The organism is Sulfuritalea hydrogenivorans sk43H, from assembly GCF_000828635.1.
Lineage (GTDB): Bacteria > Pseudomonadota > Gammaproteobacteria > Burkholderiales > Rhodocyclaceae > Sulfuritalea > Sulfuritalea hydrogenivorans.
This window is the reverse complement of the sequence record NZ_AP012547.1, coordinates 2,161,721-2,187,204: the sequence shown is the minus strand read 5'-3', so window position 1 is coordinate 2,187,204 and position 25,484 is coordinate 2,161,721. Positions and strand designations below refer to the sequence as shown.

Here is a 25,484-nt window from a genome sequence, read left to right as displayed (position 1 = left end):
TAGCACCCTCGGGGGACCGGCACCGCCGGTCCCCCGATCGTTTGAAGGATATTCGATGAAACACGTCATCATTGGCAACGGGCCAGCCGGCCTGGTCGCCGCCGAAACCTTGCGGCGCTTGCAGCCGGATGCCGAGATCGCCCTCATCGGCGACGAATCCGAACCGCCGTATTCGCGCATGGCGATTCCCTATTTCCTGATCGGCAAGATTGCCGACAGCGGTACGCATCTGCGCAAAAGCCACGACCATTTCGCCAAAGAGCGCATCCATTTGATCGAAGGCAGGGTGGTCAAGGTCGATGCGAAGGAAAAGCAGGTCGAGTTCGCCAGCGGCGAGCGCCTGCCCTACGATCGCCTGCTGGTCGCTACCGGCTCGCAGCCCTTGCTGCCCAAGGTCGCGGGCATGGACTTGCCCAACGTGCATACCTGCTGGACCATCGAGGACGCGCGTGCCATCGCGGCGAAGGCGGCCCCCGGTGCCCGCGTGCTGCAGATCGGCGCCGGCTTCATCGGCTGCATCATCATGGAAGCGCTGGCCGCGCGCGGGGTCAAGCTGACCGTGGTCGAGATGGGTGATCGCATGGTGCCGCGCATGATGACCGCCAAGGCCGGCAACATGATCCGCCGCTGGGTCGAGAGCAAGGGCGTCGCCGTGCATGTCAATGCCGGGGTGACCGCCATCACGCAAAAGGCGGTGCGCTGACGGCCAAACTCAGCACCGGCACCGACATCGTCGCCGATCTGGTGATCTGCGCCGCCGGGGTCGCGCCCAATACGGTTTTTTTGGCGGGCAGCGGGGTCGCCGTCGAACGCGGCATTCGCGTCGATGCCGGGATGCGCACCAGTGTTGCGGACATCTATGCGGCGGGCGATGTGACCGAAGCGCCGGGCTTTCACAGCGGCCAGCCGGAACTCAACGCGATCCAGCCCAATGCCGTCGATCAGGCGCGCGTCGCCGCGCACAACATGGCCGGCGGAACTGCGGTGAGCGGCGGCAGCCTGGCGATCAACGTGCTGGATACCCTGGGCCTGATTTCGACCTCCTTCGGGCAATGGCAAGGTGTGGGCAAGGAGCAGGGCGGAGCGAGCGTCGAGCTGGTGGATGACGCGAAGTATCGCTACCTGTCGCTCCAGTTCCGGGGCGATGTGCTGATCGGCGCCACCAGCATCGGCTGGACCGACCATGTCGGCGCCCTGCGCGGGCTGGTGCAGACGCAGGCGCCGCTCGGCGAATGGAAGGCGCGCCTGCTGGCCGATCCGACGGGCTTCATGGCGGCCTATCTGGCGACGGCGCAGAAAGCGGCATGAGGGTCACTTTCAAGCTGTTTGCCACCCTGCAGGACTATCTTCCCGCCGAAGCGAAAAAGACCAATGCGCTGGCCCTCGAACTGGCCGAGGACACCACGGTGGCGCAGATCATCGAGCGCTTCGGCCTGCCGCAGAAACTGGTCCATTTGGTGCTGGTCGACGGCACTTTCATACCTCCCGCCGAACGCGCCGGGCGAGTCCTGCGCGAAGGCGAAACCCTGGCCATCTGGCCGCCCGTTGCCGGCGGATGAAATTCCCGCTCGCCTACGACGCGACGACCTCGCGCGAGGATTTTGTTCGGCTGTTGCGGCTGGCGACCGGCGGGGAAGAGTTCCATGAAATTGACGGCCGGTTCTGCGGTCACGGCTGGTTCGTTCGCCTGACCCCGATTCCTCCCCTTGAAATCGGCCTGGTGCGGCTCGAACGCCATCGCGTCGAAATCGAATTCGATGGCCTTGACGAAGCCGCCCAGGATGCCTTCATGCGGCGCTTCACGCGCTACTACCAGCGCGGCGGTGGCTGACAACTTCCGGTTTTCGGGAGTCGGCGCCGACGATACGGCGAGGAAGTCCCCTGGCGAGACGCGGCGCTGATAAAATTCGCGTCGCGGCGGGTCTCCCCGCATTGCGGGGTGGTGAATCTGGTCAGGTCCGGAAGGAAGCAGCCACAGCCATTTTCTGCAAGTGCCGGGGGTCAGGCTCGCCGCCCCTCTTTCGCGCCGACAGTGGTTTTGCAATCTTCCCTTACAAACTGCGCGCGTTTGTCACATCGGGCTTACAGCCACCGGGTGAAATGCATCCTGCCATGAGGCATTTACGACAGGAGCACACCATGAATCGCAAAAACACCATTGTTGCGGGCTTTCTTGCCGCCAGCGCCGTCTTTTTCGGCATCGCCTACGCACAGGGGCCGGGCTGCGCCGGCGATGGCAAGCCCGGCATGATGCGCAGCGCGATGCAGGGCGGCATGATGGATCCCGGCGCCCGTGTCGACCAGCGCCTGACCCGGTTCAAGAGCGAACTCAAGCTCACCGCCGAGCAGGAGCCGCTCTGGCAGGCCTTCGCCGAAAAGTCGAAGGCGGAAGCCGGCAAGGGCATGCAGGCCATGCGTGAACGCATGAAGGACGACAAGCCGATGAGCGCGCCGGAGCGCATGGCGCAGATGCAAAGTGCCATGAAGGATCGCGTCGCCGCCATGGAGTCGGTCAATGAATCCTTCAATCGACTCTACGCCGCGCTGACTCCAGAGCAAAAGGCGGCGGCGGACAAGCAGTTCAGCGCCGCCGGCCGGCATCGGCATGGCCCCGGTCGTGGCGCGCCGCGTGGCGGTCAGGCTGCCGCGGAACCGCGCAAGGGTTGAGGTAGTTTCGGCTCGCGGCAAAGCGGGGCAGCCATCAATCACGGGCTGCCCCGTTTGGCGTGGCGGGCCTGATAAAATCGCCGCATGAGTTATCAGGTCCTCGCCCGCAAGTGGCGCCCCAAGTCTTTCGCAACCCTGGTGGGGCAGGAGCATGTCGTGCGGGCGCTGACCCATGCGCTGGAGCAGAACCGGCTGCATCATGCCTACCTGTTTACCGGTACGCGAGGGGTCGGCAAGACCACGCTGGCGCGCATCATGGCCAAGGCGCTGAACTGCGAGGCCGGTGTCGGTTCCACCCCTTGCGGTGTGTGTTCGGCCTGTACCGCGATCGATACCGGTCGCTTCGTCGATTACATCGAACTCGATGCCGCGTCCAATCGCGGGGTCGACGACATGACCGCTTTGCTCGAGCGCGCCACCTACGCGCCGACCATCGGCCGCTACAAGGTCTACGTCATCGACGAAGTGCATCAGCTTTCCGGGCACGCCTTCAATGCGATGCTGAAGACGCTGGAAGAGCCGCCGGAGCATGTGAAGTTCATCCTTGCCACCACCGATCCGCAGAAAATTCCGGTGACGGTGCTGTCGCGCTGCCTGCAGTTCAACCTGAAGCAGATGCCGCTGACGCACATCGTCGAGCATCTGTCGCGCGTGCTGGAGGCCGAGGGCGTCGCCTTCGAGCCGGCCGCGCTACGCCATCTGGCGAAGGGAGCGGCGGGCAGCATGCGCGACGCGCTCTCCCTCCTCGATCAGGCCATCGCCCACGGCGCCGGCAAGGTCGAGGACGAGGGCGTGCGCGCCATGCTCGGCACGGTCGGCGACGAACACCTGTTTGCGCTGCTCGACGGCCTCGTGGCGCAGGATGTGCACGCCATGACCGAGGTGGCCAAGCTGATGGATGCACGCAGCCTGTCCTTCGACGGCGGCCTGCAGGAGCTGGCGACGCTGTTCCATCGCATCGCGCTGATCCAGTTCGCCCCCGAGGCCTTGCTCGACGACACCGAGCGCACACGCCTGGCGCCTTACGCGCAGGCGCTCGACGCCGAGTACCTGCAACTGGCTTACCAGATTGCCATTCATGGCCGCGACGAACTTTCGCTGGCGCCTGACGACTATGCCGGCTTTGTCATGACATTGTTGCGACTGCATGCGTTCCGGCCCGATCGCGGCGGTGCGGCCAGGGTGGCAACGAGGCCTGCAGTTCCGGCGCCCGTGCGCCCGGCGCCGCCTGCAGCAGCGACTGCGGCTCCAGCTCGGCCTGTTGCCGCCGTAGCGCCAGCGCCGACTCCCGCGCCATCCGCTGCACCGGTGACATCGGCGGCCACCGTTTCGGCGACAGCCGACGAGGACTGGCATGCGCTGCTGGCGCGCCTGCCGCTGACGGGCATGGCCAAGCAACTGGCCCAGCATTGCGAATTGTCGGAGCGCAGCGAAACGGCAATCCGCCTGCGCCTGGCGCCGCTGCACAAGCATCTGCTCGGCAAGCCGCAGCAGGACAAGCTGCAGGCCGAGTTGCAGCTTGCCTACGGCCGCCCGCTGCGGCTCGAAATCGATGTGGCCGAGCCGGCCAGCGAAACCCCGGCCGAGCGCAGCCGCAATGCGCAGCGCGAGCGCCAGGACCGCGCCGTCGCCTCGATCGAACAGGATCCCTTCGTGCGCGATGTGGTGGACCTGTTCGATGCGAGCATCGACGAATCCACGATCAAACCCGTTTAAGGAGTGCAGGAAAAATGATGAAGGGTGGCATAGCCGGATTGATGAAGCAGGCCCAGCAGATGCAGGCCAACATGGAGAAAGCGCAGGAGCAACTCGCGCAACTCGAAGTCGAGGGACAGTCGGGCGCCGGCGCGGTAAAAGTGGTCATCACCTGCAAGCACGACGTCAAGCGCGTCACCATCGATCCCTCGGTGATGGACGACAAGGAAATGCTGGAAGACCTGATCGCCGCCGCGCTCAACGATGCCAACCGGCGCGCCGAGGCGACCACCGCCGAGAAAATGGGTGGTTTTACCGCCGGTCTCAATCTTCCCCCCGGAATGAAGCTGCCGTTTTGATGACCCCCTCGTCAAGTCTCGACGAGCTTGTCGAGGCCTTGCGTTGTTTGCCGGGCGTCGGCCCGAAGTCTGCGCAGCGCATGGCCTACCACTTGTTGCAGCGCGATCGGCGAGGCGCCGACCGCCTTGCCCGCGGCCTCGATGCCGCATTGCAGTTGCTGCACCACTGTGCGCGCTGCAACAGCTTTACCGAAGCCGAAGTTTGCGAACGCTGCCTTTCGTCGCGCCGCGATGCATCGCAGCTGTGCATCGTCGAAATGCCGGTCGATGCAAACAGCATGGAACAGACGCACGCCTACAACGGACTCTACTACGTGCTGATGGGCCGCCTCTCGCCGCTCGACGGCATCGGGCCGAAGGAACTGGCCTTCGAGCGCCTGTTTGCCCGCGCCACGGATGGCGTGGTCAAGGAAGTGATCCTCGCCACCAACTTCACCAACGAGGGCGAGGCCACCGCGCACTACCTCTCCGAGTTGCTGCACGCGCGCGGGCTCAAGGTCAGCCGCATCGCACGCGGACTGCCGGTAGGCGGCGAACTGGAATTTTCCGACGCCGCGACGGTGGCGCAGGCGCTGCGCGAACGGCGCGATTTCGTTTGACTGAAAGCGCCAAGCCACTTGCCGGAGTGAAGGTCGTCGAATTCGGCACGCTGATCGCCGGCCCGTTCTGCTCGCGCATCCTTGCCGAGTTCGGCGCCGAGGTGATCAAGATCGAAGCGCCGGGCGAGGGCGATCCCCTGCGCAAGTGGCGCAAGCTGTACCCGACCGGCGACGGCGAAACCTCCCTGTGGTGGTTTGTGCAGGCGCGCAACAAGCAGTCGGTCACGCTCAATCTGAAACATCCCGAAGGCATCGCGATTGCGCGAAAACTGGTCGCTGAAGCGGATATCGTGGTCGAGAATTTTCGGCCCGGCGTCATGGAAAAACTGGGTCTGGGCTGGGATCCGTTGTCGGCGATCAATCCGGGCCTCGTCATGGTACGTCTCTCGGGTTTCGGCCAGACCGGGCCGATGGCCAGCCAGCCCGGCTTCGGCGCCATCGGCGAATCGATGGGCGGGCTGCGTTACGTCACCGGCTTTCCCGACCGGCCGCCGGTCAAGACCGGCATTTCCATAGGCGATTCGATCGCCGCGCTGTGGGGTGCGCTGGGCGCATTGATGGCGCTGCGGCACCGCGAGGTCCACGGCGGCAAAGGTCAGGTGGTCGATGTCGCCTTGTACGAGGCGGTGTTCGCCATGATGGAAAGCCTGGTGCCGGAGTTCGATGTCTTCGGCTTTATTCGCGAGCGCACCGGCAATGTCATGCCGGGCATTACGCCCTCGAATACTCACACCACCCGGGATGGCAAGCATCTGATCATCGGCGCCAACGGCGACGCGATATTCCGTCGATTGATGCTGGCCATCGGGCGCGTCGATCTGGCCGACGACCCGCAACTCGGCAGCAACGCCGGTCGCGATGCGCGTGCCGCGGAAATCTACGGCGTGATCGATGCCTGGGTCGGGGCCAATGACGCCGAAACGGTCTTGCGCATCGCTGCGGAGGCCCAGGTGCCGTCCAGTCCCATTTACTCGGTGGCGGACATGTTTCGCGATCCCCAGTTCCTCGCTCGGCAGATGCTGGAGGTGGCGCAACTCCCTGATGGTAAAGACTTTCGCATACCCGGGGTCATCCCCAAGCTGTCCCTGACGCCGGGAGAGACCCGCTGGCTCGGTCCGGCGCTGGGCGAGCATACCGAAACGGTGCTTGATCGCCTCGGCTATTCCCCTGACGAGATAGTTCGCTTGCGCGGAGACGGAGCTATCTAGATGATTAATAACTGATTATTAGCATTGCGACAGTCATCGCCGATAAGTCGGCTCAGTTCAGGGCTTTAATCGCGCTGCGAGATTCGCTACAATTGCGGTCTTTTAGTTGCGGCCGTAGCGCTTAACGCCGATGGAACCGACGTTAGCCTTCACCGAAACTACGTTTTATTGAAACTTCGAATTCGCATTTGGGCATTCAGGGACTTACACCATGAGTTGTGACGATACAGTCGACTGCGGTCGGCGGCGTCTGTTGGTTGCCACGGCAGCCGCAGGCGGGGTGGCTGGGGTTGCGGTGGCTGTGCCCTTCGTGGCCAGCATGCTGCCGTCCGAGCGGGCGAAGGCTGCCGGTGCGCCTGTCGAAGTGGATATCAGCAAACTCGCTCCCGGTCAGATGATGACCGTCGAGTGGCGCGGCAAGCCGGTCTGGATCATCAATCGCACCAAGGAACAACTCGAGGCCCTGGCCAAGATTGCAGACAAACTGGCTGATCCCAAGTCGGCCAAGAACATGCAGCCCGAGTACGCGAAGAACGAAACCCGTTCAATCAAGCCCGAGATTCTGGTGGCTGTCGGCATCTGCACCCACCTCGGTTGCTCGCCGACCGAGAAGTTCAAGACCGGAGCAGAATCCGGCATCGAGGCCGACTGGCCGGGCGGCTTCATCTGCCCCTGTCACGGTTCCACCTTTGACCTCGCCGGTCGCGTCTACAAGAGCAAGCCGGCGCCGGACAATCTCGAAATCCCCCCGCACATGTATCTTGGCGATGCCAAGCTTGTGATTGGCGAAGACAAGAAGGCCTGATGCGATGAGCAAAGTGAACGCCATATTGCAGGGGACGCTGAACTGGGTTGACGAGCGTTTTCCGTTGACGTCGAACTGGAAGGCCCATCTGTCCGAGTACTACGCGCCGAAGAACTTCAACTTCTGGTACTTCTTCGGTTCGCTGGCGATGCTGGTTCTGGTCATCCAGATCGTTACCGGCATTCTGCTCACCATGCACTTCAAGCCCGACGCTTCGTTGAACGCGTCCGGTGTGCCGGTGGCGTTTGCCAGCGTCGAGTACATCATGCGCGACGTGCCTTGGGGCTGGCTGATCCGCTACATGCACTCGACGGGTGCCTCGGCCTTCTTCCTGGTTGTTTATCTGCACATGTTCCGCGGCCTGCTCTACGGTTCCTACCGCAAGCCGCGCGAACTGATCTGGCTGTTCGGCATAGGCATTTTCCTCTGCCTGATGGGCGAAGCCTTCTTCGGCTACCTGCTGCCCTGGGGCCAGATGTCCTTCTGGGGCGCGCAGGTGATCGTTAACCTGTTCTCGGCGATCCCGCTGATCGGTAACGACCTTTCGATCTGGCTGCGCGGCGATTACGTCGTCGGCGACGCGACGCTGAACCGCTTCTTTGCCTTTCACGTCATCGCCATGCCGCTGGTGTTGCTGGGCCTGGTGGGAGCGCACATCATCGCGCTGCATGAGGTCGGTTCGAACAACCCGGACGGCATCGAGATCAAGAAGAAAAAAGATGCTAATGGAATTCCGCTGGACGGCATTCCCTTCCATCCGTACTATTCGGTGAAGGATATCGTCGGCGTGGTGGTATTCCTGATGGTGTTCTCCATCATCGTCTTCTTCATGCCCGAAGGCGGCGGCTACTTCCTCGAGTACAACAATTTCTTCCCGGCCGACCCGCTGGTGACACCGCCGCACATCGCGCCGGTCTGGTACTTCACGCCCTATTATTCGCTGCTGCGCGCGGTGACCTACCCGCTGTTCGGCATCGATGCGAAGTTCTGGGGCGTGGTTGCAATGGGTGCCGGCACGTTGATCTTCGCTTTCCTGCCCTGGCTGGACCGCAGCCCGGTGAAGTCGATCCGCTATCGCGGACCGATCACCAAGTGGCTGCTCTCGATCTGGGTCGTCGGCTTCTTCATCCTCGGTTTCCTCGGCACCAAGGATCCGGCCTACAAGTTCTTCGGCTTCATCCCCGGCGCGCCGATCGCACAATTGCTCAGCGTGTATTACTTCCTGTTTTTCCTGACGATGCCGATTTGGTCTTCCCTGGATCGTTGCAAGCCGGAACCGGACCGGGTGACAATGAAATGAAGAAACTCCTGATCGCAATCCTGTTTTCGCCGATGCTGGCGCTTGCCGCGGGCGCGCAGCTGCATCTTGACTCCGCCCCGGATAAGGCCAGCGACATGGCTGCGCTGCAAAACGGCGCCAAGATTTTCGTCAATTACTGCCTGAACTGCCATTCGGCGTCCTACATGCGCTACAACCGCCTGAAGGACATCGGTCTCAGCGACGCGCAAATCAAGGACAATCTGCTATTTACCGCCGAGAAGGTCGGTGAGCCCATGAAGATCGCCATGCAGCGCGCCGAAGCCAAGGTCTGGTTCGGCGCCGCGCCGCCGGATCTCACGGTGATCGCGCGGGCGCGTGCTTCGGAGTTCGGCAGCGGTGCCGACTGGCTTTATACCTATCTGCGCACTTTCTATCGCGACGAGAACCGGCCGACCGGCTGGAACAATGTCGTGTTCGAAAACGTCGGCATGCCGCACGTACTCTGGGAGCTGCAAGGTGACCAGGTTATGGGGGCGGACCATAAACTGAAGCTGGTCAAGCCGGGCAAGCTCAAGCCGCAGGAGTTCGATGCGGCGGTCGGTGACTTGGTGGCCTTCCTCAAGTACATGGGCGAGCCGATGGCCGAATTCCGCAAGCAGCTTGGCGTCATCGTTCTGATTTTCCTGGCAGTAATCTTTGTCTTTGCATACGCGCTGAAACGCGAGTACTGGAAAGACGTCCATTAATACTGATACGTGAATGCAAATTATGGGGCATCGAGAAATGAACGCGCCGCCTGTGCGCAAAGTGGTGCGTGATGCGGATTATTCCTGGGGCACCAGCGCCATGATGAATCTGTACTCTGGCACGACCTGTCCGTTCAGCCATCGCTGTCGCATCGTCCTGTACGAGAAGCAGATGGACTTTCAGGTGATCGACGTCGATCTCTTCAACAAACCTGAAGATATCGCGGTCATCAATCCATACAACCGGGTTCCGGTGCTGGTCGATCGCGATCTGGTGCTCTATGAGTCGAACATCATCAACGAGTACATCGACGAGCGATTCCCGCATCCGCAACTGATGCCGCCCGATCCGCAAACACGGGCCAAGGCGCGCCAGTTGTTGTTCACGATGGAGCACGAGCTGTTCAGCTACATCGATGCGCTCGAAAAGAACCTCAAGTCGGCGGACAAGTCGCGGGGCCACATTCGCGACCGTCTGGTCGAACTGGCGCCGATGTTCAACAAGCAGAAGTTCCTGCTGGGCGACGACTTTTCCATGCTTGACGTGGCGATTGCGCCGCTGCTTTGGCGCCTCGACCATTACGGTATCGAACTGCCGAAGACCGCGGCGCCGTTGATGAAGTTTGCCGAACGCATCTTCTCGCGTCAGGGTTTCATCGATGCACTGACGCCGACGGAAAAGATGATGCGCCGTTAACGGCGTATCGTCCGCGTCTGTAATTTGATTCATCTCGGCGCAAGCTCAATGCAGTCAACCAAGCCCTATCTGATCCGCGCCATTCATGAATGGTGCGCGGATCAGGGCCTTACACCCTATCTGACAGTTTCAGTGGATGCGACAACTCGCGTTCCGCGCGAATTCGTCAAGGATGACCAGATCGTTCTCAATGTCGGCCTGGAGGCGACCCATCAGTTGCTGATGGGGAACGAGGAGATCAGTTTTCAGGCACGTTTTGGCGGACGCTCGTTCCCGGTCGTTGTGCCCGTCGAGCGTGTCGCAGCGATCTATGCGCGCGAGAACGGCGAGGGTATGGCCTTCGAGGTTACCGAAACGCCCGCGGTAGATGCGCCCCCTGCCGATGAGAAGTTGAAAGGCGGCCAGGGAAGTGCCTCGGTTGGTGCAAGTTCTGTCGAAGAGTTCTCCGGGGCGGAAGCTCCTTCCGAGCCGCGGCCATCTGGAAGGCCTTTCCTGACTCGCATCAAGTAACACCTCCTTTCCCGTCGGGGGAGGGCTGCCAAAAATGAGGAAGTGAGTCGCGGATTGTTGCGTGGGCTCTCATGTGGGCTCTCATGCTTGGTTGCTTAGGCGGTCACTGATAAACTGCGGCCTCGGCACTGCTATTACCTTAGCTATATATTTGCGCGAACGGGCGTGGACTACGGAGAAGGGTTCTCCTGTATTCTCGCAGTGCATATTGACCGGGAGCTTTGATTCTTGATATCGCGGAACGCGCTACGATGATCATAAACGGTCTGATGAAGTCATGCGACGACGATGCAGGGCATGGGGTTTTGCAGACAAGGGCCCGGGATCGACGTAACTGGAGTTGAGGGAGCTATATGAACGACAAATCCCGTGAGTCAGGCGATCAAGCCGATGATTTCCTCTTTGCCGAAGAAGCCGAGGTCGGGGCTGGCGAGGAAAAGGCCGCGTGGAAGGTACTCATCGCCGACGACGAGCCCGATGTTCATGTGGCGACAAAACTGGTTCTGAGGGATTTTTCCTTCTGCAATCGTGGCATCGAATTTCTCGACGCGTACGATGGCAATGAGACCTGCGAGCTTCTGCGACAGAACCCCGACACCGCTGTCGTGTTTCTCGATGTGGTGATGGAATCGGAGGATTCCGGACTCAAGGCAGTCCAGCGCATTCGTGAAGAGATCGGCAACCAGATGGTGCGCATCATCCTGCGCACAGGACAGCCCGGCCATGCGCCGGAAGAGTATGTGGTGTTGAACTATCACATCAACGATTACAAATCGAAGTCCGAAATGACGGCGAAAAAGCTGTTCACCTCGCTTGTTTCGGCCTTGCGTTCGTTTCAGGATTTGCAGACCATCGAGTCCAGTCGCCGTGGCCTGGTCAAGGTGCTCGATGCCGCAAGCAACATGGATTTCCGTTCGCGGAACCTGTTTGTCTCCGGTCTGCTGATGCAGCTGGGGTCGTTGCTGGATATCGGGGAGAACGACCTGATCCTGGTTCGGCGCGGAGACGCCGGCAACCCGGACATGATCATGGCCGCGTGCGGCGGTTTCGATTCCTTCATCGGGGCGCCGGTAGAGGATGTGCTTGATGAGAAGGGCATCGCGTGCATAGCGCAGGTTTTTTCCAGCGGCGCCACTTACATCGACGACAAGCGATCGATCTACCTGGTTCCCATGCCCAACTTTAGCGACGTGGTCGTTTATGTTGGCGGTGCCAAGAAGATCAGCGAAACAGAACTGGCATTGATCGATATTTTTTGCATGAAAATCGTCCTCGCCTACGACAACTTCGAGGCTGTCGAGCAATCGAAGCTGGATCAGAGTGTCGAGATCGGCTTGCTGGCAAAGCTGACGGCGCATGCGTGCTACCTGCCGCTTTCCCATGCTGCCAAGCGCGGCCGGCTCAGCCGGGCTATCGCGTTGCAACTGAAGGAAAGTGCCCCGGGCCTGGCAATCGAGCGGCGCCTTCCGGAAATCCTGGAGCGTGCCGCAATGCTCGCCGACATCGGCAATCAGGGTATTTCATCGAATATTCTCGACCAGGCCTCGGCCCTGTCTCCGGAGGATATGGCGATGGTCCGCAAGCACCCGGAACTTGGTGCATCAATGCTGCAGGAGGTCCTTTCAGAAGTGAAAGGAGGACGCGTGGTCAGCCTAGCCCGCGAAGTCATATTGACCCATCATGAAAACTTCGACGGATCGGGTTATCCGCAGCAACTGGCAGGCGAGCATATTCCCTTGTCGGGACGGATCGTTGCGGTTGCCGACCGCTACATGGCGATCACGACCGCGCGTCCGTGGCGTGCTGCTTTCAGTCATGAACAGGCGCTCGAAATGATCAGGCAGGACTCGGGCAAAAAACTCGATCCGCGGATGGTCGAAGCGTTTGTCGCTGCGGTTGAGGCGTTTCGCAAAGGCTCCTGAATTCAGCGGTTTTCGTCGTGTGGCAGGTCGCGGAAATCCTCTGGCCTGCGCCCGCCCGTCCGGCGGTTGCCAAATCCATGCAGCGGCTGGTTTGACTGGGCCTGCTCCGGGGCGACCATGGCCAGTGTAAGCGTGAAGCAGGTTCCCTGTCCGGGACGGCTCTCGACACCAATGCGGCCGCCAAGGATGCTGAATACCATGTTATGCACTATGTTCAAGCCGAGGCCGCTTCCGCCCTGGCCCAGTCTCGTGGTGAAAAACGGGTCGAAGATGCGTGGCAGGACGTCCGGCGGTATGCCCTTGCCATCATCGCAGACTTTCAGCAGGACGCTTGCATTGCCCTCGCATTTTTCGGCATCGATGCGAATCCGGCCAGCCTCGCGGCCGTCAAAGCCGTGAATGATGCTGTTGTTGATCAGGTTGGTCACCACCTGTCCCAGTGGCCCGGGAAAGCTCTCCATCACTATGTCATCAGGTATCGACTGTTCGATCAAATAAGGCGTCTTGCGAATCGTCGGCCTCAGCGTTGTTACCACTTCGGCAACCATTTCCGCAAGGTTGAAACTTCGCCTTTGCGAACTCGTCTGATCAACGGCAACTTGCTTGAAGCTGGATACCAGTTCGGCAGCCTTGTTCAGATTGCGCACCAGCACATCGCCGGCCGAATCGGTGTTGGCCAGGAACTCATCGAGCGCTGAACGTTTCAATCCTGTTTTCAGGGCCTCTCCCATTTTCTTGCTGGTCGCGACAAGGTGAGTTGCCACCATCAGGCTGTTGCCTATCGGCGTATTCAATTCATGGGCTATTCCGGCGACCATTGAGCCCAGGCCGGCCAGCTTTTCGCTGCGTACCAGTTCATCCTGCGTCTGCTCGAGGTTCTGGATCACCACGCCCAGTTCCGTCAGGGCTTGCTGCAAGGCTTCGGCCCGCTCCTGCAAGCCGGCTTCGGCACGGCGCTGTTCAGTGATATCGCGAAGGGTTTCAATCGCGCCGATCACGCGCCCTGCCGGATTGCGCAACGGCGCTGCCGTAAAGTACAACCAGCATCCTGCCTTGCCGAAATTGGGAAAGAAGTCTTCGGCCTCCAATGCGCCATCAATGATCTCCGAACGCCGCCACTTCGAATAGTGGCGCTGGACTTCATGCTCCGAGTCTCCGGCGACGATCAGGTCGGCCATCATCGGGCGTTCGCTGGTGTAGAAGGCGCGCCACTGGTTGCTGGTCCCCAGGATGGAATTTGCCGCCACGCCTGTCAGCTTTTCACATGCGCTGTTCCAGTGCGTCACCCGGTGGTCGCGATCAAGCACAAAAGCCGCGATCGGGCTGCCATCGATGATTTGCGCCAGGCGCGTTTGCGCCGTCCCCAGTTCCGTCAGGGTCTTTCGCAGCGCTTCGGTGCGATCCTCCACCTTGAGCTCCAGCGTGGCGGCAAGTTCCCGCAGCGCCATCTCGTTTTGCTTGCGTTCGGTGATGTCCGTGTAGGTGCTGATGAACCCGCCTTCCGGCAAGGGTTTGCCGACCACCTCGATGACCAGGCCGTCCGGACGCTCACGCTCGTAAACATGGGGTTCGCAGCGCAGGGCCTGGGCGACCCGCGTTTGCACCTGCTGGTCGACATCGCCGGGACCATATTCTCCACGCTCTGCGTTGTAGCGTATGTAGGCTTCGAATGGCGTTCCCGGAGTACCGAGATAGTCCGGAAAGTCGAGCAGTTCGAGGAATCTGCGGTTGCAGACGACAAGATCGAAGTTGACGTCGAACATCGAGATGCCCTGGCTGATATTGCCTACGGCATTACGCAGCACCGATAGCGACTTCGCCATGTCGCGTTCGCGGGCGCGCTGCTCATCCTGCTTGCGTTCGGATATGTCTTCCTGGAGCAGGATCAGACCAGCCGGCGAGCCATTGATCAATACCGGGGCCGAGCGCACCAGCAGGGTGCCGCCGTGAGGAGGGCTGAGCTCAATCGAGCTCGCGGGGAATTTGGCGAGTTCACTGAAACGGATATCGACCTGCTCTTCCGCATCGCCGGGCCCGTAGAAGCCCTTCTCGGCAAGTATGCGCATGCTGGTCCTGACCGTTCCTCCCTTTGAAATCGAGCCCTTCGGCAAGCTGAAAAGAGTCTCGACCTTGTCATTCCAGAAGATGGTATTGAGATCGGTGTCGAGCACCAGAACGCCAAATGGCAGATTGGTCAGGACTTCCTGGAAGTAGGAAGTGGTACGCAGGTTTTCCTGTTCTGCCCGTTCTTTCAGCGCCGCTTCGGCCCGGCGTCGCTCCGTGACGTCCTGCAGGGTTTCGATGGCACCCATGATGTGTCCGGCTTCGTTGCGCAGCGGTGCCGCGGTGAAGAACACCCAGCGTCCTTCCTCTCCGAAATTCGGGAAGAAGTCCTCTGCCTCGTAAGCGCCTTCGATGAGCCTGGAATGTTGCCATTTGGTGCGGTAGTGTTGATCGACCGCTTCCTCGGCTCCGCCGGCGAGAATCAAGTCGGCCATGACCGGTCGTTCGCTGGAATAGAACGGGCGCCATTGTTCGCGGGTTCCCAATACCGAGGCGGCACTGACCCCGGTCAGGTTTTCGCAGGCGCGGTTCCAGTACGCCACGCGGTGATCCTGATCAAGGACAAAGGTCGCCACCGAGCTGCCGCCGAGGATCTGTGCCAATCCGGTACGGCTTACGTCGCGCTCAATTCCGGCATGAATGGCATCTGCTTCGGCGCGCTTGCGGTCGCTGACGTCCGTATAGATGGTGACAAAGCCGCCGTCAGGAAGGGGGGCTCCGCGAATCTCAAGGGTCTTGCCGTTGGGTCGCGTGCGTTCGAAGACGTGCGGCTGCATGTTGCGCGCCCGTTCGCAGGCTTCGAGCGCCTGCGCTTCGGGGTTTCCCGGTCCGTATTCGCCGCGTTTTGCGTTGAACAGCACCAGGGCGTGGAAGGAAGGGCGCCCCTGCGCAAACAGCTCGTCCGGAAATTCGAGCAGGTCGCGGAACATCCGGTTGCATGCCACCATCTCAAGCTTGGCATTGAAAATGGACACGCCGCCGGGGAAACAGTCGATGATCGTCTGGAACTGTTCTGGCATGGGTCCGGCTGCAGCAGCTTGCATTTGATCGACTCCGGTAGGGGCGGCGCTATGGCGTGATTATGGCCAAAATAAGCGCGTCTTCGCGATCAATTCGCGGCAGGTCCGGCCGACTATGCAGCCAGCCTCCGGAGCACTTCGGCAAAGCCCGGTTGCGCAAGCTCGCGTCGGCTATTTGGATTCCATCACCCAGACGCCGTCCCAGTCATCGCCGGGCGGGCTGGCGAGGAAGTGCTGGCAGCGCTCGATGTAAAGTTTTGCCGCCTTGTCGTTCGCGTTGAGGGACAGGACCTCGTTGAACTCGCCCATTGCATCAGTCCATTTCTGCTGCCGGTACTTCACCAGCCCGGACTTGAAATGGCGCAGGGCATCGATCATCTGTGGATAGCTTTCTTCCGTGTGGTAGTCGAGGATTTCGTAGATCGCCACCGGCCTGGTCTTGCCCTTCACCACCACCAGGTCCAGCTCGCGGCTGAAGTAGGTTGTCTTCAGGGCCTTGTAGGTGAACTCGCTGACGAGAATGTGGCTGCCATACTGCTTGCAGGCCGACTCGAGCCGGGCGGCAAGGTTCACGCCGTCGCCGATGATGGTGTAATCCATGCGTTTCTTGGACCCGATGGTTCCGGAAACCACATTGTCGGTATTGAGACCGATGCCGATGTCGACCGGCAACTTGCCTTCGCTCACGCGCAGCTTGTTCCAGGTCCACAACTCGCGGATCATGGAAATTGCGGTGCGCACCGCGCGGTCGGCGTCGTCATCGTGGCCGACCGGGATGCCGAAGGCGGCCATGACAGCGTCGCCGATGAATTTGTCGAGGAACCCGGCCTCGCGCTGAATGCAGTCGACCATCAGCGTGAAGTATTCGTTGAGCAGTGCCACGGTGCCCTGGGCACCGAGTTGTTCGGTGATCGTGGTGAAGCCGCGTATATCGGAAAAAAGCACCGTGGCTTGCACGTTCTTGCCGCCCAGGGTGTCGACACCGCCAGCCAGCATCTGGTCGGCGATGCCTGGATCCATCAGGCGTGACATGGTCGACCGCATGCGTTTCTCGCTGGAGATATCCTCCAGCATAAGCATCGAGCCGAGGCGTTTCTTCTCCATTGACAGCAGAGGCAGGGCAGTCAGATTGACCGACAGCTTGTCTTCACCGACGATCAGTTCCGCCTCCATCGCCAGTTCGGTGGCTTGCGTTTCGGCTACGCGCTTCAGCTTTTCGGCTATCCACACATTGCTGCCGGCGAAGAATTCGGCGGCGGGCTTTTGCAGAATCTGCGGCGGGTGCACGCGCAGGATGCGCAGGCCGGCAGCGTTGCAGGTGGCAATGCGTTCGCTTTCGTCGAGCGTGATCACCGCATTCGACATCGACTCCAGCATCGCCTCGTTGTAGTTCTTCATGTTCTGCACGTCGGCGAACAGCTTGGCATTTTCCAGAGCGATCGAAATCTGCGCGGTAAAGGCGCGCAAACGTGATTCGTCCTCGCCGGTGAAGGGGCCGCCGCGCTTGTTCAGCACCTGCGTGACGCCGATCACCTTGCCGTGCTTGTTGACGATGGGCACGCAGAGAATCGAGCGCGTGAAATAACCGGTTTTCTTGTCGAAGGCCGGATTGAAGCGCAGGTCGGCGTAGGCGTAGGGAATGTTGATCGCCTTGCCCGAGGTGAACACGGCGCCGGCGATGCCCAGATGATTGGGCAGGCGGATCTGCACCGACTCCAGGCCCTGGCCAACCTCCGACCACAGCTCGCTGGTCTTCTCGTCATTGAGGAACAGGGTCGAGCGCTCGGCATTGAGCAGGCGCGTCGCTTCGCCCATGACCTTTTGCAGAAGGGAGCCGAGCTTGATGTCGGCGGTGACCTCGGAGACGACGTCGATGAACTCCATTTCCTGGCGACGGATGGCCTGCATGCGCTCGATGAACTGCGCGCTTTGCAGTGCCAGCGTGCCCTGGCTGGTCATCGCTTCGAGCAGGTTCAGGTCCTGCTTGGTGAACTTGCCGGTGCGTTTGTTGAGCGTCTGCGCCACGCCGATGATCTCGCCCTTGACCGTCTTGATCGGCACGCAAAGAATGTTGTGCGTCGTGAATCCGGTCTGTTCGTCGATCGAGCGGTTGAATCGTTCGTCGGCATAGGCGTCATGGATGATCAGCGCCTCGCCCGCGGTATACACGTAGCCTGCCACGCCGCTGGTGTTCAGGATGCGGATCTCGCGCTGGATGTTGCCTTGCGCCACGCGCGAATACAGCTCATTGGTGTCGGGGTCGTTGAGGAACAACGATCCGCGTTCTGCATTCAGCTCGGTGGTGGTCATCTCCACCAGTGCCTGCAGGACTTCATCGAGCGTGCCATAGCTCGCCATGCGGCGCGTGACTTCCAGCAGCAGTTCGAGATGACGCAGGCGGCGACGGCTTTCCTGGTCGCGATCGGTGGTTTTCTTTTTGCTGTCGACAGCCTGGGTGGGTTGGTCCATGGTATTCATGCTTTGGTGGGGCGCATGGCTTCGATCTGGTCGCGCAGGGCCTGGATCGTGTGTTGCAGCTGTGTGCCTTCGTCGGCGAAGAGAGTCCGCTCGCGATTGATTGAATTGGTCTTGTCGATTTGCGCCAGTTCCAGGCTTTCGCGCAAGCCGCTGATAGTCTGGCGCAGTTGTGCGATTTCGCCCTGCGCACTGACCAGCGCGGTGCGCACGGCATTGTCGGCATCGGCGCGCGCACGCTCCAGTTCGTCGCGCAGGGCCGCCGAAGTGGCTTTCAATTGCTGCATTTCGTTATGCCCGACCACGCGCTCCTGTTGCACGGCGTGATCGCGCTCGGCGTGCGATTTTTCGAGCTCCTCGCGCAAGGCGGCGGCTGTTGCCTTGAGCATCTGGGCTTCCTGATTTGCGGCGACACGCTCCTGCTGGACTGCCTTTTCGCGTTCGACGCGGGCGCGTTCAAGCTCTTCGCGCAGGGCGCCGACGGTAATCTTGAGTTGCGAAATTTCCGCTGCACTGGTTTGGGTCGCGCGCAATGTCGAAGCATGAATCTCGGCATGCGCCGCCTCAAGCTCGGCGCGCAGCGCCATCACCGTGCGCTTCATGTCGCGCGAATCTGCCTGGGCGAGGGCAAGCTCTTCTTCGATGGTCGATACTTCGCTAGTCATCATGCAGGGAACAGCGGATCCAAAATCGCAAAATTCGGTACCGGGCGGCAAGGCTTGTGGCTCAACCGAGCAACGGCAATGCTTGCATGCCCTTCGTCATATTCGTCCGATAATACGCTTACCGTAGAATCATATCAGCCCTATTTTCGCGGCGGAACCCTGTTGCCGGGCCTGTCAGCATGGATCGGTCATTGAATGAAAAAGTTTAGCCGGCGTCATTTTCTTGCATCGAGCGGCGCATGGGGGGCCACTCTGGTCTCCGGCGCGGTGTTCGCGCAGATACTGCCGCGCAGCCGAAAGCGGCGCGTGGTCATCGTCGGCGGCGGCTGGGGCGGGCTTGCGGCTGCCCGTCATTTGCGTGACATGGCGCCCGAGCTCGAAGTCGTGCTGGTCGAGAAGGGCGCGGCATTCCGCTCCCTGCCCATGAGCAACAAGTGGCTGGTCGGCCTCGCGGAGGACAGCGGCCGCAGCCACGACTTTGCCGCTGCGGCCCGGACCTGGGGCTACACGCTGGTGCAGGCCGAGGCCACGGCCATCGACCGCGAGCAGCGCCGCGTCATCACCCGCGGCGGCACGCTCGATTACGACTGGCTGATTCTGGCCGTCGGCATCCGCTACGATTACGAGTCGTGGTTCGGCGACGATCGCCGCGCCGCAGAGCAGGCGAGAAAGGCTTTTCCGGCGGGATTCGTTGCCGACGAGCTCGACCTGCTGAAGCAGAAGCTCGCCGATTTCAAGGGCGGCGACTTCGTCATGAACATTCCGCCGGCACCCTACCGATGCCCGCCGGCGCCCTACGAACGCGCGGTGATGATCGCCTGGCTGTTCAAGCAGAAGAAAATCAAGGGACGGCTGATCATCGTCGATCCCGGCCCGGGCATGCAGGCCTTCAACCGTGTCTTTGCCGATCGCTACAAGGATCAGGTCGTGCACCTGACGCATGCCAAAGTGAAATCCGTCGATCCCTTCGGGAAGACGATGGCGACCGAGTTCGATGACCTGCGCTTCGACGACGGCATCCTGATGGCCGCCCAGCAGGCTGGCGATCTGGTGTGGCAGGCAGGGCTGGTCGCGCGCGACAGCGAGGGCAGGGCGACCGGATGGGGTGCCCTGGACCCGATCCATCTCCATGCGCGCGATGACGATCGGATCTTCCTGATCGGTGACCTGATCGACAGGGTGTCGCCCCTGTTCGGGCACTATCCGAAGAGCGGGCATCTGGCCAACCGGCTGGGGCGCATCGCCGCGCGCGAGATTGCCGGTCGTGCGCGCGGCAGCATTCCGGAACCGCTGCTGCCGGAAAGTGTCTGCCATGTGTTTTCGGACGTGGAACCGATGGAAAGCATCCGCATCGACGGTGAATACCGCCTGCGCGGCGACGGCCTCATCATGCAAACCGTGCGCCAGCATTACGATCCGCAGCCGCGAGGCGAAGATGCCGCGTGGGCAACATCGATGTACGCCGAGTTTCTCGCGAAGGATTGAAGCGAAATCCTAACGAAACCCCTTGTTCGAAGCCTGCGGTAATGGACGCGCGCAGCGCGTCGACTGGTAACCCCCCGTGAGGGGCGAGGCGGGAATTCGCGACGCATGCGTCGCGCCGCCGCAGCCAGCTGGCTGTGCAAAGCCAGCCGTGGGCCGCTTAGCGGAAGGGGGGCGGGCAACCAATTCGCCCTTCGCGTGTTTAATCTTCGGCGGGTGGCAACTCGGTGCCATGAGCGTTAGTGGCGGGCGAAGATGCTGGTCTTGCCGTCCGGACCGACCAGCAGGGTGTCGAACCTCTCGCGGCGGACATCCTTTTCCTGGCCGGCGTTATCGAGAATGGTGCAGGCCGTTTCGCAGAAGGGGTTCGAGATTTCGCGCCCCGGTGAGCCGCGCGGCAGGCCGGGCACGGCCAGCCCTCGTGCCCTGGGCTTTTCCTTGAGCAATTGATGTATGTCCTCGGCCGGAACATGCCCTTCGATGAAATAGCCGGCCACCTTGGCGGTTGGCACCGATTCGAGCTCGGAGGGCACGTTCAGCCAGCGCTTGAGGCGCGGCATGTTGGTCGCCAGGGTTTCGGTGATGGTGACTTCGAAGCCGTTCTTGCGCAGGTGATCGGCCCAGTCGATGCATGACAGGCAGGGGCTGGGGGCAAACATTTCGATCCGCGGCGGGCTGTCGCCATCTGCGGCCAGTGCCGGCTGCATCGATCCAAAAACTGCCAACGCAAGCGCGAGAAGGTGCCGCATGGTCAGCACGGCTTGGCGGGTTTGCAGCCCTTGAGCAGCCAGAGCGACACCACGCCGGCGAACTCGTCGGCGCGCACCTTGCGCGCCATGCTCAGCGCGTCGCGTCCGGCATCGGTCTTCAGTGACGGATCGGCGCCCGCCTGCAGCAGGGGCAGGGCGTGCTTTGTGCGCGTCGAAAAAGCGGCCATGTGCAGCGGCGTCCTGCCTTCCTTGTCGCGCGCATTGACGTTGGCTCCCGCCGCAATCAGCGCCTGCAGCGGGCCGCCATCCTCATTCATCGCCGCATAGTGGAGCGGCGTGGCGCCGAGGTCGGTGCGCGCGTCGCGGCTCTGCGGCGACGCCTTGAGCAGTTTCTCGACATCCTGCCGCGTGCCCATGCGGGCCGCATCGTGGATCGGCTGCTCGTTCTTGCCCAGGGTGGCATCAGCCGCAAAGGCGAAACTGGAGTGCAGGGCGCAGCAGAGCAGGAGTGAGCGGAAAAAGCCTTGGTTCATCAAATGCTTCATTTTATTTTTGGCCTCGCGTTTTGGTTGGGGTCTTCACCTCGGGGTGAATCGAGAAGCCGTCTCGATTGCCATGCTTGGCGCCCAAGTCAGGAATCGAACCTGAGACCTACCGCTTAGGAGGCGGTCGCTCTATCCACTGAGCTACAAGGGCGCGAGCCGCGAATTTTATCCCACTTGGGGATGCCGTCTGCGGGCGGCCGCAGACACAGGCTGCGCGCCTATAATCCGGCACCCATTTCCCGCCCCCCTTTCCATGCCCGTCATTTCCCTCGATCGCGCCTGTCTCGCCTACGGGCATGTCGCCCTTCTCGACCACGCGGCGATGCAGATCGATGCCGGCGAGCGCGTCGGACTCATCGGCCGCAACGGCAGCGGCAAATCCAGCCTGCTGAAGGCGCTCGCCGGCCTGGGTTCGCTCGACGACGGCGAAGTCTGGCGTCAGCCCGGCCTCTCCATCGCCTATGTGCCGCAGGAGCCGGAATTCGCCAGCCACGACACGGTGTTCCAGGCCGTTGCCGCCGGGCTGGGCGACGTGGCGCGGGTGCTGGCCGAATATCACGAGGTTACCCATACAGTCGGCGCTGGCGACACGGCGACCATGGATCGCCTTGAGGCGCTGCAGGCGCAACTGGAAGCCAATGACGGCTGGACCCTGAATTCGCGCGTCGAGCAGGCCATTTCGCGCCTTGCGCTGGATGGTGATACCCATGTCGATACCCTTTCCGGGGGCGGCAAGAAGCGCGTTGCCCTGGCCCGCGCGCTGGTGGCCGAGCCGCAACTGCTGCTGCTCGACGAGCCGACCAACCACCTCGACGTCGACGGGATACTCTGGCTGGAGGAGCTGTTGCGCGGCTATCAGGGGGCCGTCATGCTCATCACTCACGACCGGGTGTTCCTCGACAACGTGGCGACCCGCATTCTCGAACTGGATCGCGGCCGGCTGGTGAGCTTTCCCGGCAGCTTCGCGGCCTACCAGGAACGCAAGGAATTCATGCTCAACGAGGAGGCGCTGGCCAATGCCCGCGCCGACAAGATGCTGGCGCAGGAGGAAATCTGGATCCGCAAGGGCGTCGAAGCACGGCGCACGCGCAGCGTCGGCCGCGTCCAGCGCCTCGAACAATTGCGCGCGGCGCGCGCGGCGCGGCGCGAGCAGCAGGGCAAGGTGGATTTTCGCGTGGTGCGCGGCGATGCTTCGGGCAAGCTGGTGGCCGAACTCGAAAATGTCAGCAAGCGATTTGTGACAACCGCGGGCGAAAAAGTCGTGGTGCGCGACTTCTCGTGCCGCATCCAGCGCGGCGACAAGGTCGGCCTGATCGGCGCCAACGGTACCGGCAAGACCACGCTGCTGCGGCTGATCCTCGGGCAGATCGAACCCGATGCCGGCAAGGTTCAGCTCGGCAGCCGGATCGAGGTCGCCTACTTTGACCAGTTCCGCACCCAGCTCGATCCCGAGGCGCCGCTGTGCGAAGTGATCAGCCCCGGCTCCGACTACGTCGAGATCGGTGGCACGAAGAAGCATGTGATCGGCTACCTGGAGGACTTCCTGTTCGCTCCGCAGCGCGCGCGGTCGCCGGTGAAATCGCTCTCCGGCGGCGAGCGCAACCGCTTGCTGCTGGCGCGCCTGTTCGCGCGGCCGGCAAACGTGCTGGTGCTCGACGAGCCGACCAACGACCTCGACATCGAAACCCTGGAGTTGCTCGAAGCGCTCTTGCAGGATTACACCGGCACGGTGTTCCTGGTCAGCCACGACCGGGCCTTCCTTGACAACGTGGTGACGCAGACCATTGCCAGCGAGGGTGACGGGCAGTGGAAGGAGTACGTTGGCGGCTACAGCGACTGGCTGCGGCAGCGGCCGGCGGGCGGCGCGGCGCGTTTCGATGCGACAGGTGGCGTGGCCGCTGCGCCAGTACAGAAAGTCGGCGCTGGCGATACGGCGAAGTCCAGGCCTCCCGAGCGCAAGAAGCTGAGTTTCAAGGAGCAGCGCGAACTGGAGCAATTGCCCGATCGCATTGCCGCGCTGGAAGCCGAGCAGGGCGCCCTGCAGCAGCGGCTGGCCGATCCTGCCTTCTATCAGGGTCCGGCCGATGCCGTGCGCGAGGTGCAGGCAAGGCTGGCCAAGGTCGATGCCGACATCGATGCCGCCCTGGCACGCTGGGAGGCGCTGGAGGCGAAGTCCTGAAATTGATCGCAGGCACTTAAAACGGCCTGTATTCACGTTTTGCTCCCGTTGCGCCGGATATATGCTGATCAGCTAGATCGGGCGTTTCATGTCGCGCCGCAAACGGGAGTGCCGTACTTGGATTCATGGAAGAGGCGTTGGGGAGTCGGGCAATGGGCGGCGTTCTTCGAGACCCAGGAACTTCCCGTGATGCCGCGCTCGAAGGCGATGCTCAACACCCTGCAGGAAGCCAAGGGCGAGATGCTGGCGCCGATCGAACTGTTGTCCATCGTGCTGCTCGATCCGCTGCTGTGCCTGCGCCTGCTGCGCGAGGCCGAGCGCAGGAAATCCCACCGCCTCGACCATGAGACCACCACGGCGCTGGCGGCCATCATGCAGCTGGGCATCGATGAATTCCGGGAGCTGCTGCTGTCGAGCAAGGAAATCGAAGAGGCCAACACCGGGCTGCTGGAAGTCGAGTCGCGTGCCACGGTGGCCGCGCAAGTGGCGCAGCGCTGGGCCCTTGGCCGCAACGACCTCAACCCGGAAGAGGTCGCCGTCGCGGCCTTGCTGGCCGATGCCGGGGAGTTGCTGCTCTGGGTTTATGAGCCGGAGCTGCCCCAAGCGGCCAGGGAAGCGCTGCTTTCCGGGCGGGCCAGGCGCAGTTCTCAAGCCCAGGTCGCGGCCTGCGGATTCGATTTCAAGCAACTGACCATGCGTTGCGCCGAACTCTGGCAATTGCCGGTGCTGGTGCTGCAGCTCTTGCGCGGAGTGGATTCGCCGCGCGCCAATTTGACGCGGATCTGTTCCAACGTCGCGCGCCATATCGTGGAAGCATCCGCGACATCCGACCTTGCGCTGGCCAGCGATCTGGTCGAAGCCCGCAGGCTGATGCCGGGTGCCAGTCTCGAATGGCTGGTGGATGGTCTGGTCATGCTGCCGGAGGAGCATCGAATCGCGTTGATGTCGATCGCCAGCGAATTGCAGGAGCGGCAGGAAAATGCGTGAGTATCGGTCGGGCATTGCCATGGTGCAGACCCTCAAGCCGGGCGCGTCGCGGCCGATATTTATTCTGACTGAAGCCGACAAAATTTCAGGGAGACCCGGATGGTCGTCATAAACGGAAAGCGTACTACCGCGATCGTGATCCGCCATCGGGGCGACAGTGTCACGCTGGTGCCGATGAAAAGCGGCCGGCTGTCGGCGAAGACGGTGGCCTTCGAGGAATTCCGCAGCGAGTGGCATGAAACCGGCTATGCCCTGTCGCAGGCGATGACGACCTTTCTTGCCCACATCATGAAATGGGGCGCCTCGCTGGAAGTCGTCAAGGGCCTCGACAAACTTGCGGCGCGGGATCGTTTCGTCGTCGCCAGTCTGTTCTAAGCGCTTTGAGCCAAACATAGGCGCTCAAGCTTACTGGCAGGGGTGGTTCGACGGCGCTGCGCTGCCCAATCCGGGCAAGCTCGGCATTGGCATCGTGCTAGTTTCACCCGCCGGCATCCGTTCCGAAACATCGGCACCGGTGGGTGGTTCCGGCTGCAACAACGAAGCCGAACTGCATGCGCTGTGCACGGCGCTCGAACTTGCCTTCGACGCAGGGGCTCGACATCTGCTGCTGCAAGGCGACAGCGATGTCGCCATCCGCTATGCGCTCGGCACGGACAGTACGCGGATTGCCCGGCTGGTGGTTCTGATCGACCGGGCACGGGAAAGCATGCGACGCTTCGAGGAGGTGCGGCTGGTCTGGGTGCCCCGCCATCGCAACCTCGAAGCGGATGGCCTGTCGCGGCAGGCGCTGGATTTGCCCGCGACACGGCCCAAGGCCGCCACGCGTCGGCGGCGGTCGCGCTGATGTGTTGCCGCGCGAGGCCGGCTTTCCGCTATGATCCGCCCGCAT

Annotated in this window: 23 protein-coding genes, 1 tRNA gene, 1 other RNA gene and 1 pseudogene; 20 read left to right on the top strand and 6 right to left on the bottom strand. The window is 61.9% G+C overall.

The features are described from left to right. The first annotated feature begins 55 nt into the window (after window positions 1-55). The 15 genes and pseudogenes from SUTH_RS20265 to SUTH_RS10490 all read left to right on the top strand — a co-directional run bounded on the left by SUTH_RS20265 (window position 56) and on the right by SUTH_RS10490 (window position 12,469). Window positions 56-1,308 (top strand): annotated as a pseudogene (locus SUTH_RS20265) (NAD(P)/FAD-dependent oxidoreductase). Beyond that, the gene (gene thiS, locus SUTH_RS10550; protein ID WP_041099114.1) at window positions 1,305-1,559 is read left to right on the top strand and encodes a sulfur carrier protein ThiS; all 255 of its coding nucleotides are present in this window, start codon (window positions 1,305-1,307) and stop codon (window positions 1,557-1,559) included. Before SUTH_RS20265 ends, thiS begins: the two are co-directional and overlap by 4 nt. Then, the gene (locus tag SUTH_RS10545) at window positions 1,556-1,831 is read left to right on the top strand and encodes a hypothetical protein (protein ID WP_041099112.1); all 276 of its coding nucleotides are present in this window, start codon (window positions 1,556-1,558) and stop codon (window positions 1,829-1,831) included. Before thiS ends, SUTH_RS10545 begins: the two co-directional genes overlap by 4 nt. A gap of 85 nt (window positions 1,832-1,916) precedes the next feature. After that, window positions 1,917-2,015: signal recognition particle sRNA small type (gene ffs, locus SUTH_RS18850), an RNA gene on the top strand. A 124-nt stretch (window positions 2,016-2,139) separates the two neighbouring features. After that, window positions 2,140-2,667 (top strand): Spy/CpxP family protein refolding chaperone, encoded by a 528-nt coding sequence (locus tag SUTH_RS18480; RefSeq protein WP_052473533.1) that lies wholly within the window; start codon window positions 2,140-2,142, stop codon window positions 2,665-2,667. A gap of 84 nt (window positions 2,668-2,751) precedes the next feature. Further along, window positions 2,752-4,383, top strand: a complete 1,632-nt coding sequence (dnaX, locus tag SUTH_RS10535; protein ID WP_041099110.1) for a DNA polymerase III subunit gamma/tau — start codon at window positions 2,752-2,754, stop codon at window positions 4,381-4,383. A gap of 14 nt (window positions 4,384-4,397) precedes the next feature. Then, a complete protein-coding gene (locus SUTH_RS10530; RefSeq protein WP_041099108.1) occupies window positions 4,398-4,721 on the top strand; it encodes a YbaB/EbfC family nucleoid-associated protein in 324 nt (107 codons plus the stop codon). Further along, window positions 4,721-5,320, top strand: a complete 600-nt coding sequence (gene recR / locus SUTH_RS10525) for a recombination mediator RecR (RefSeq protein WP_041099107.1) — start codon at window positions 4,721-4,723, stop codon at window positions 5,318-5,320. Before SUTH_RS10530 ends, recR begins: the two co-directional genes overlap by 1 nt. Next, the gene (locus tag SUTH_RS10520) at window positions 5,317-6,528 is read left to right on the top strand and encodes a CaiB/BaiF CoA transferase family protein (RefSeq protein ID WP_041099105.1); all 1,212 of its coding nucleotides are present in this window, start codon (window positions 5,317-5,319) and stop codon (window positions 6,526-6,528) included. The genes recR and SUTH_RS10520 overlap by 4 nt, the downstream gene beginning before the upstream one ends. A gap of 211 nt (window positions 6,529-6,739) precedes the next feature. Further along, the gene (gene petA, locus SUTH_RS10515) at window positions 6,740-7,333 is read left to right on the top strand and encodes a ubiquinol-cytochrome c reductase iron-sulfur subunit (RefSeq protein WP_041099103.1); all 594 of its coding nucleotides are present in this window, start codon (window positions 6,740-6,742) and stop codon (window positions 7,331-7,333) included. Window positions 7,334-7,337: 4 nt separating this feature from the next. Further along, on the top strand, window positions 7,338-8,633 hold the full coding sequence (locus tag SUTH_RS10510; protein WP_041099101.1) for a cytochrome b: 1,296 nt from the start codon (window positions 7,338-7,340) through the stop codon (window positions 8,631-8,633). Further along, complete coding sequence (locus tag SUTH_RS10505) at window positions 8,630-9,340, top strand: cytochrome c1 (protein WP_041099099.1); 711 nt, start codon at window positions 8,630-8,632, stop codon at window positions 9,338-9,340. The genes SUTH_RS10510 and SUTH_RS10505 overlap by 4 nt, the downstream gene beginning before the upstream one ends. Window positions 9,341-9,440: 100 nt before the next feature. Then, window positions 9,441-10,037 (top strand): glutathione S-transferase N-terminal domain-containing protein, encoded by a 597-nt coding sequence (locus SUTH_RS10500; protein WP_041102192.1) that lies wholly within the window; start codon window positions 9,441-9,443, stop codon window positions 10,035-10,037. Between the two features lie 48 nt (window positions 10,038-10,085). Continuing rightward, window positions 10,086-10,547, top strand: coding sequence for a ClpXP protease specificity-enhancing factor (locus SUTH_RS10495; RefSeq protein WP_041099098.1), 462 nt, complete (start codon window positions 10,086-10,088; stop codon window positions 10,545-10,547). Between the two features lie 353 nt (window positions 10,548-10,900). Then, on the top strand, window positions 10,901-12,469 hold the full coding sequence (locus tag SUTH_RS10490) for a DUF3369 domain-containing protein (RefSeq protein WP_041099096.1): 1,569 nt from the start codon (window positions 10,901-10,903) through the stop codon (window positions 12,467-12,469). Window positions 12,470-12,471: 2 nt separating this feature from the next. Here SUTH_RS10490 and SUTH_RS18475 read toward each other — a convergent pair whose 3' ends face one another. The 3 genes from SUTH_RS18475 to SUTH_RS18470 all read right to left on the bottom strand — a co-directional run bounded on the left by SUTH_RS18475 (window position 12,472) and on the right by SUTH_RS18470 (window position 18,695). After that, window positions 12,472-15,552 (bottom strand): PAS-domain containing protein, encoded by a 3,081-nt coding sequence (locus SUTH_RS18475; protein WP_052473532.1) that lies wholly within the window; start codon window positions 15,550-15,552, stop codon window positions 12,472-12,474. Between the two features lie 171 nt (window positions 15,553-15,723). After that, window positions 15,724-18,021, bottom strand: coding sequence for a GAF domain-containing protein (locus SUTH_RS10480; protein WP_084207561.1), 2,298 nt, complete (start codon window positions 18,019-18,021; stop codon window positions 15,724-15,726). 5 nt (window positions 18,022-18,026) lie between these two features. Further along, window positions 18,027-18,695, bottom strand: a complete 669-nt coding sequence (locus SUTH_RS18470) for a coiled-coil domain-containing protein (protein ID WP_052473531.1) — start codon at window positions 18,693-18,695, stop codon at window positions 18,027-18,029. A 192-nt stretch (window positions 18,696-18,887) separates the two neighbouring features. Between SUTH_RS18470 and SUTH_RS10470 the strand changes: the two genes are divergently transcribed. Then, window positions 18,888-20,177, top strand: coding sequence for an NAD(P)/FAD-dependent oxidoreductase (locus tag SUTH_RS10470; protein WP_041099094.1), 1,290 nt, complete (start codon window positions 18,888-18,890; stop codon window positions 20,175-20,177). A 236-nt stretch (window positions 20,178-20,413) separates the two neighbouring features. Here the strand turns inward: SUTH_RS10470 and SUTH_RS10465 are convergent, their stop codons facing one another. The 3 genes from SUTH_RS10465 to SUTH_RS10455 all read right to left on the bottom strand — a co-directional run bounded on the left by SUTH_RS10465 (window position 20,414) and on the right by SUTH_RS10455 (window position 21,580). Continuing rightward, on the bottom strand, window positions 20,414-20,923 hold the full coding sequence (locus SUTH_RS10465) for a DUF411 domain-containing protein (RefSeq protein WP_041102188.1): 510 nt from the start codon (window positions 20,921-20,923) through the stop codon (window positions 20,414-20,416). Between the two features lie 2 nt (window positions 20,924-20,925). After that, on the bottom strand, window positions 20,926-21,417 hold the full coding sequence (locus SUTH_RS10460; RefSeq protein ID WP_231850991.1) for an ankyrin repeat domain-containing protein: 492 nt from the start codon (window positions 21,415-21,417) through the stop codon (window positions 20,926-20,928). Between the two features lie 87 nt (window positions 21,418-21,504). Next, window positions 21,505-21,580 (bottom strand) — tRNA-Arg (locus SUTH_RS10455). Window positions 21,581-21,682: 102 nt separating this feature from the next. Between SUTH_RS10455 and SUTH_RS10450 the strand changes: the two genes are divergently transcribed. The 4 genes from SUTH_RS10450 (at window position 21,683) to SUTH_RS10435 (ending at window position 25,439) form a co-directional block, all read left to right on the top strand. Beyond that, window positions 21,683-23,608: an ATP-binding cassette domain-containing protein gene (locus SUTH_RS10450; protein ID WP_041099090.1), complete on the top strand. Its 1,926-nt coding sequence runs from the start codon at window positions 21,683-21,685 to the stop codon at window positions 23,606-23,608. Between the two features lie 189 nt (window positions 23,609-23,797). Further along, window positions 23,798-24,595 carry an HDOD domain-containing protein gene (locus SUTH_RS10445; protein ID WP_041099088.1) on the top strand — a complete coding sequence of 266 codons (798 nt, stop codon included), beginning with the start codon at window positions 23,798-23,800 and terminating at the stop codon, window positions 24,593-24,595. 99 nt (window positions 24,596-24,694) lie between these two features. Next, window positions 24,695-24,970, top strand: a complete 276-nt coding sequence (locus SUTH_RS10440) for a hypothetical protein (protein WP_041099086.1) — start codon at window positions 24,695-24,697, stop codon at window positions 24,968-24,970. Further along, window positions 24,930-25,439, top strand: coding sequence for a ribonuclease HI family protein (locus tag SUTH_RS10435; RefSeq protein ID WP_269450440.1), 510 nt, complete (start codon window positions 24,930-24,932; stop codon window positions 25,437-25,439). The genes SUTH_RS10440 and SUTH_RS10435 overlap by 41 nt, the downstream gene beginning before the upstream one ends. The last annotated feature ends 45 nt before the right edge of the window (window positions 25,440-25,484 follow it).

Coding starts and splice junctions, on each gene's coding strand:
- thiS (WP_041099114.1), top strand. CDS start 1,305: ATGAGGGTCACTTTCAAGCTGTTTGCCACCCTGCAGGACTATCTTCCC.
- SUTH_RS10545 (WP_041099112.1), top strand. CDS start 1,556: ATGAAATTCCCGCTCGCCTACGACGCGACGACCTCGCGCGAGGATTTT.
- SUTH_RS18480 (WP_052473533.1), top strand. CDS start 2,140: ATGAATCGCAAAAACACCATTGTTGCGGGCTTTCTTGCCGCCAGCGCC.
- dnaX (WP_041099110.1), top strand. CDS start 2,752: ATGAGTTATCAGGTCCTCGCCCGCAAGTGGCGCCCCAAGTCTTTCGCA.
- SUTH_RS10530 (WP_041099108.1), top strand. CDS start 4,398: ATGATGAAGGGTGGCATAGCCGGATTGATGAAGCAGGCCCAGCAGATG.
- recR (WP_041099107.1), top strand. CDS start 4,721: ATGACCCCCTCGTCAAGTCTCGACGAGCTTGTCGAGGCCTTGCGTTGT.
- petA (WP_041099103.1), top strand. CDS start 6,740: ATGAGTTGTGACGATACAGTCGACTGCGGTCGGCGGCGTCTGTTGGTT.
- SUTH_RS10510 (WP_041099101.1), top strand. CDS start 7,338: ATGAGCAAAGTGAACGCCATATTGCAGGGGACGCTGAACTGGGTTGAC.
- SUTH_RS10505 (WP_041099099.1), top strand. CDS start 8,630: ATGAAGAAACTCCTGATCGCAATCCTGTTTTCGCCGATGCTGGCGCTT.
- SUTH_RS10500 (WP_041102192.1), top strand. CDS start 9,441: ATGATGAATCTGTACTCTGGCACGACCTGTCCGTTCAGCCATCGCTGT.
- SUTH_RS10495 (WP_041099098.1), top strand. CDS start 10,086: ATGCAGTCAACCAAGCCCTATCTGATCCGCGCCATTCATGAATGGTGC.
- SUTH_RS10490 (WP_041099096.1), top strand. CDS start 10,901: ATGAACGACAAATCCCGTGAGTCAGGCGATCAAGCCGATGATTTCCTC.
- SUTH_RS18475 (WP_052473532.1), bottom strand. CDS start 15,552: ATGCCAGAACAGTTCCAGACGATCATCGACTGTTTCCCCGGCGGCGTG.
- SUTH_RS10480 (WP_084207561.1), bottom strand. CDS start 18,021: ATGGACCAACCCACCCAGGCTGTCGACAGCAAAAAGAAAACCACCGAT.
- SUTH_RS18470 (WP_052473531.1), bottom strand. CDS start 18,695: ATGATGACTAGCGAAGTATCGACCATCGAAGAAGAGCTTGCCCTCGCC.
- SUTH_RS10470 (WP_041099094.1), top strand. CDS start 18,888: ATGAAAAAGTTTAGCCGGCGTCATTTTCTTGCATCGAGCGGCGCATGG.
- SUTH_RS10465 (WP_041102188.1), bottom strand. CDS start 20,923: ATGCGGCACCTTCTCGCGCTTGCGTTGGCAGTTTTTGGATCGATGCAG.
- SUTH_RS10460 (WP_231850991.1), bottom strand. CDS start 21,417: ATGAACCAAGGCTTTTTCCGCTCACTCCTGCTCTGCTGCGCCCTGCAC.
- SUTH_RS10450 (WP_041099090.1), top strand. CDS start 21,683: ATGCCCGTCATTTCCCTCGATCGCGCCTGTCTCGCCTACGGGCATGTC.
- SUTH_RS10445 (WP_041099088.1), top strand. CDS start 23,798: ATGCCGCGCTCGAAGGCGATGCTCAACACCCTGCAGGAAGCCAAGGGC.
- SUTH_RS10440 (WP_041099086.1), top strand. CDS start 24,695: ATGGTCGTCATAAACGGAAAGCGTACTACCGCGATCGTGATCCGCCAT.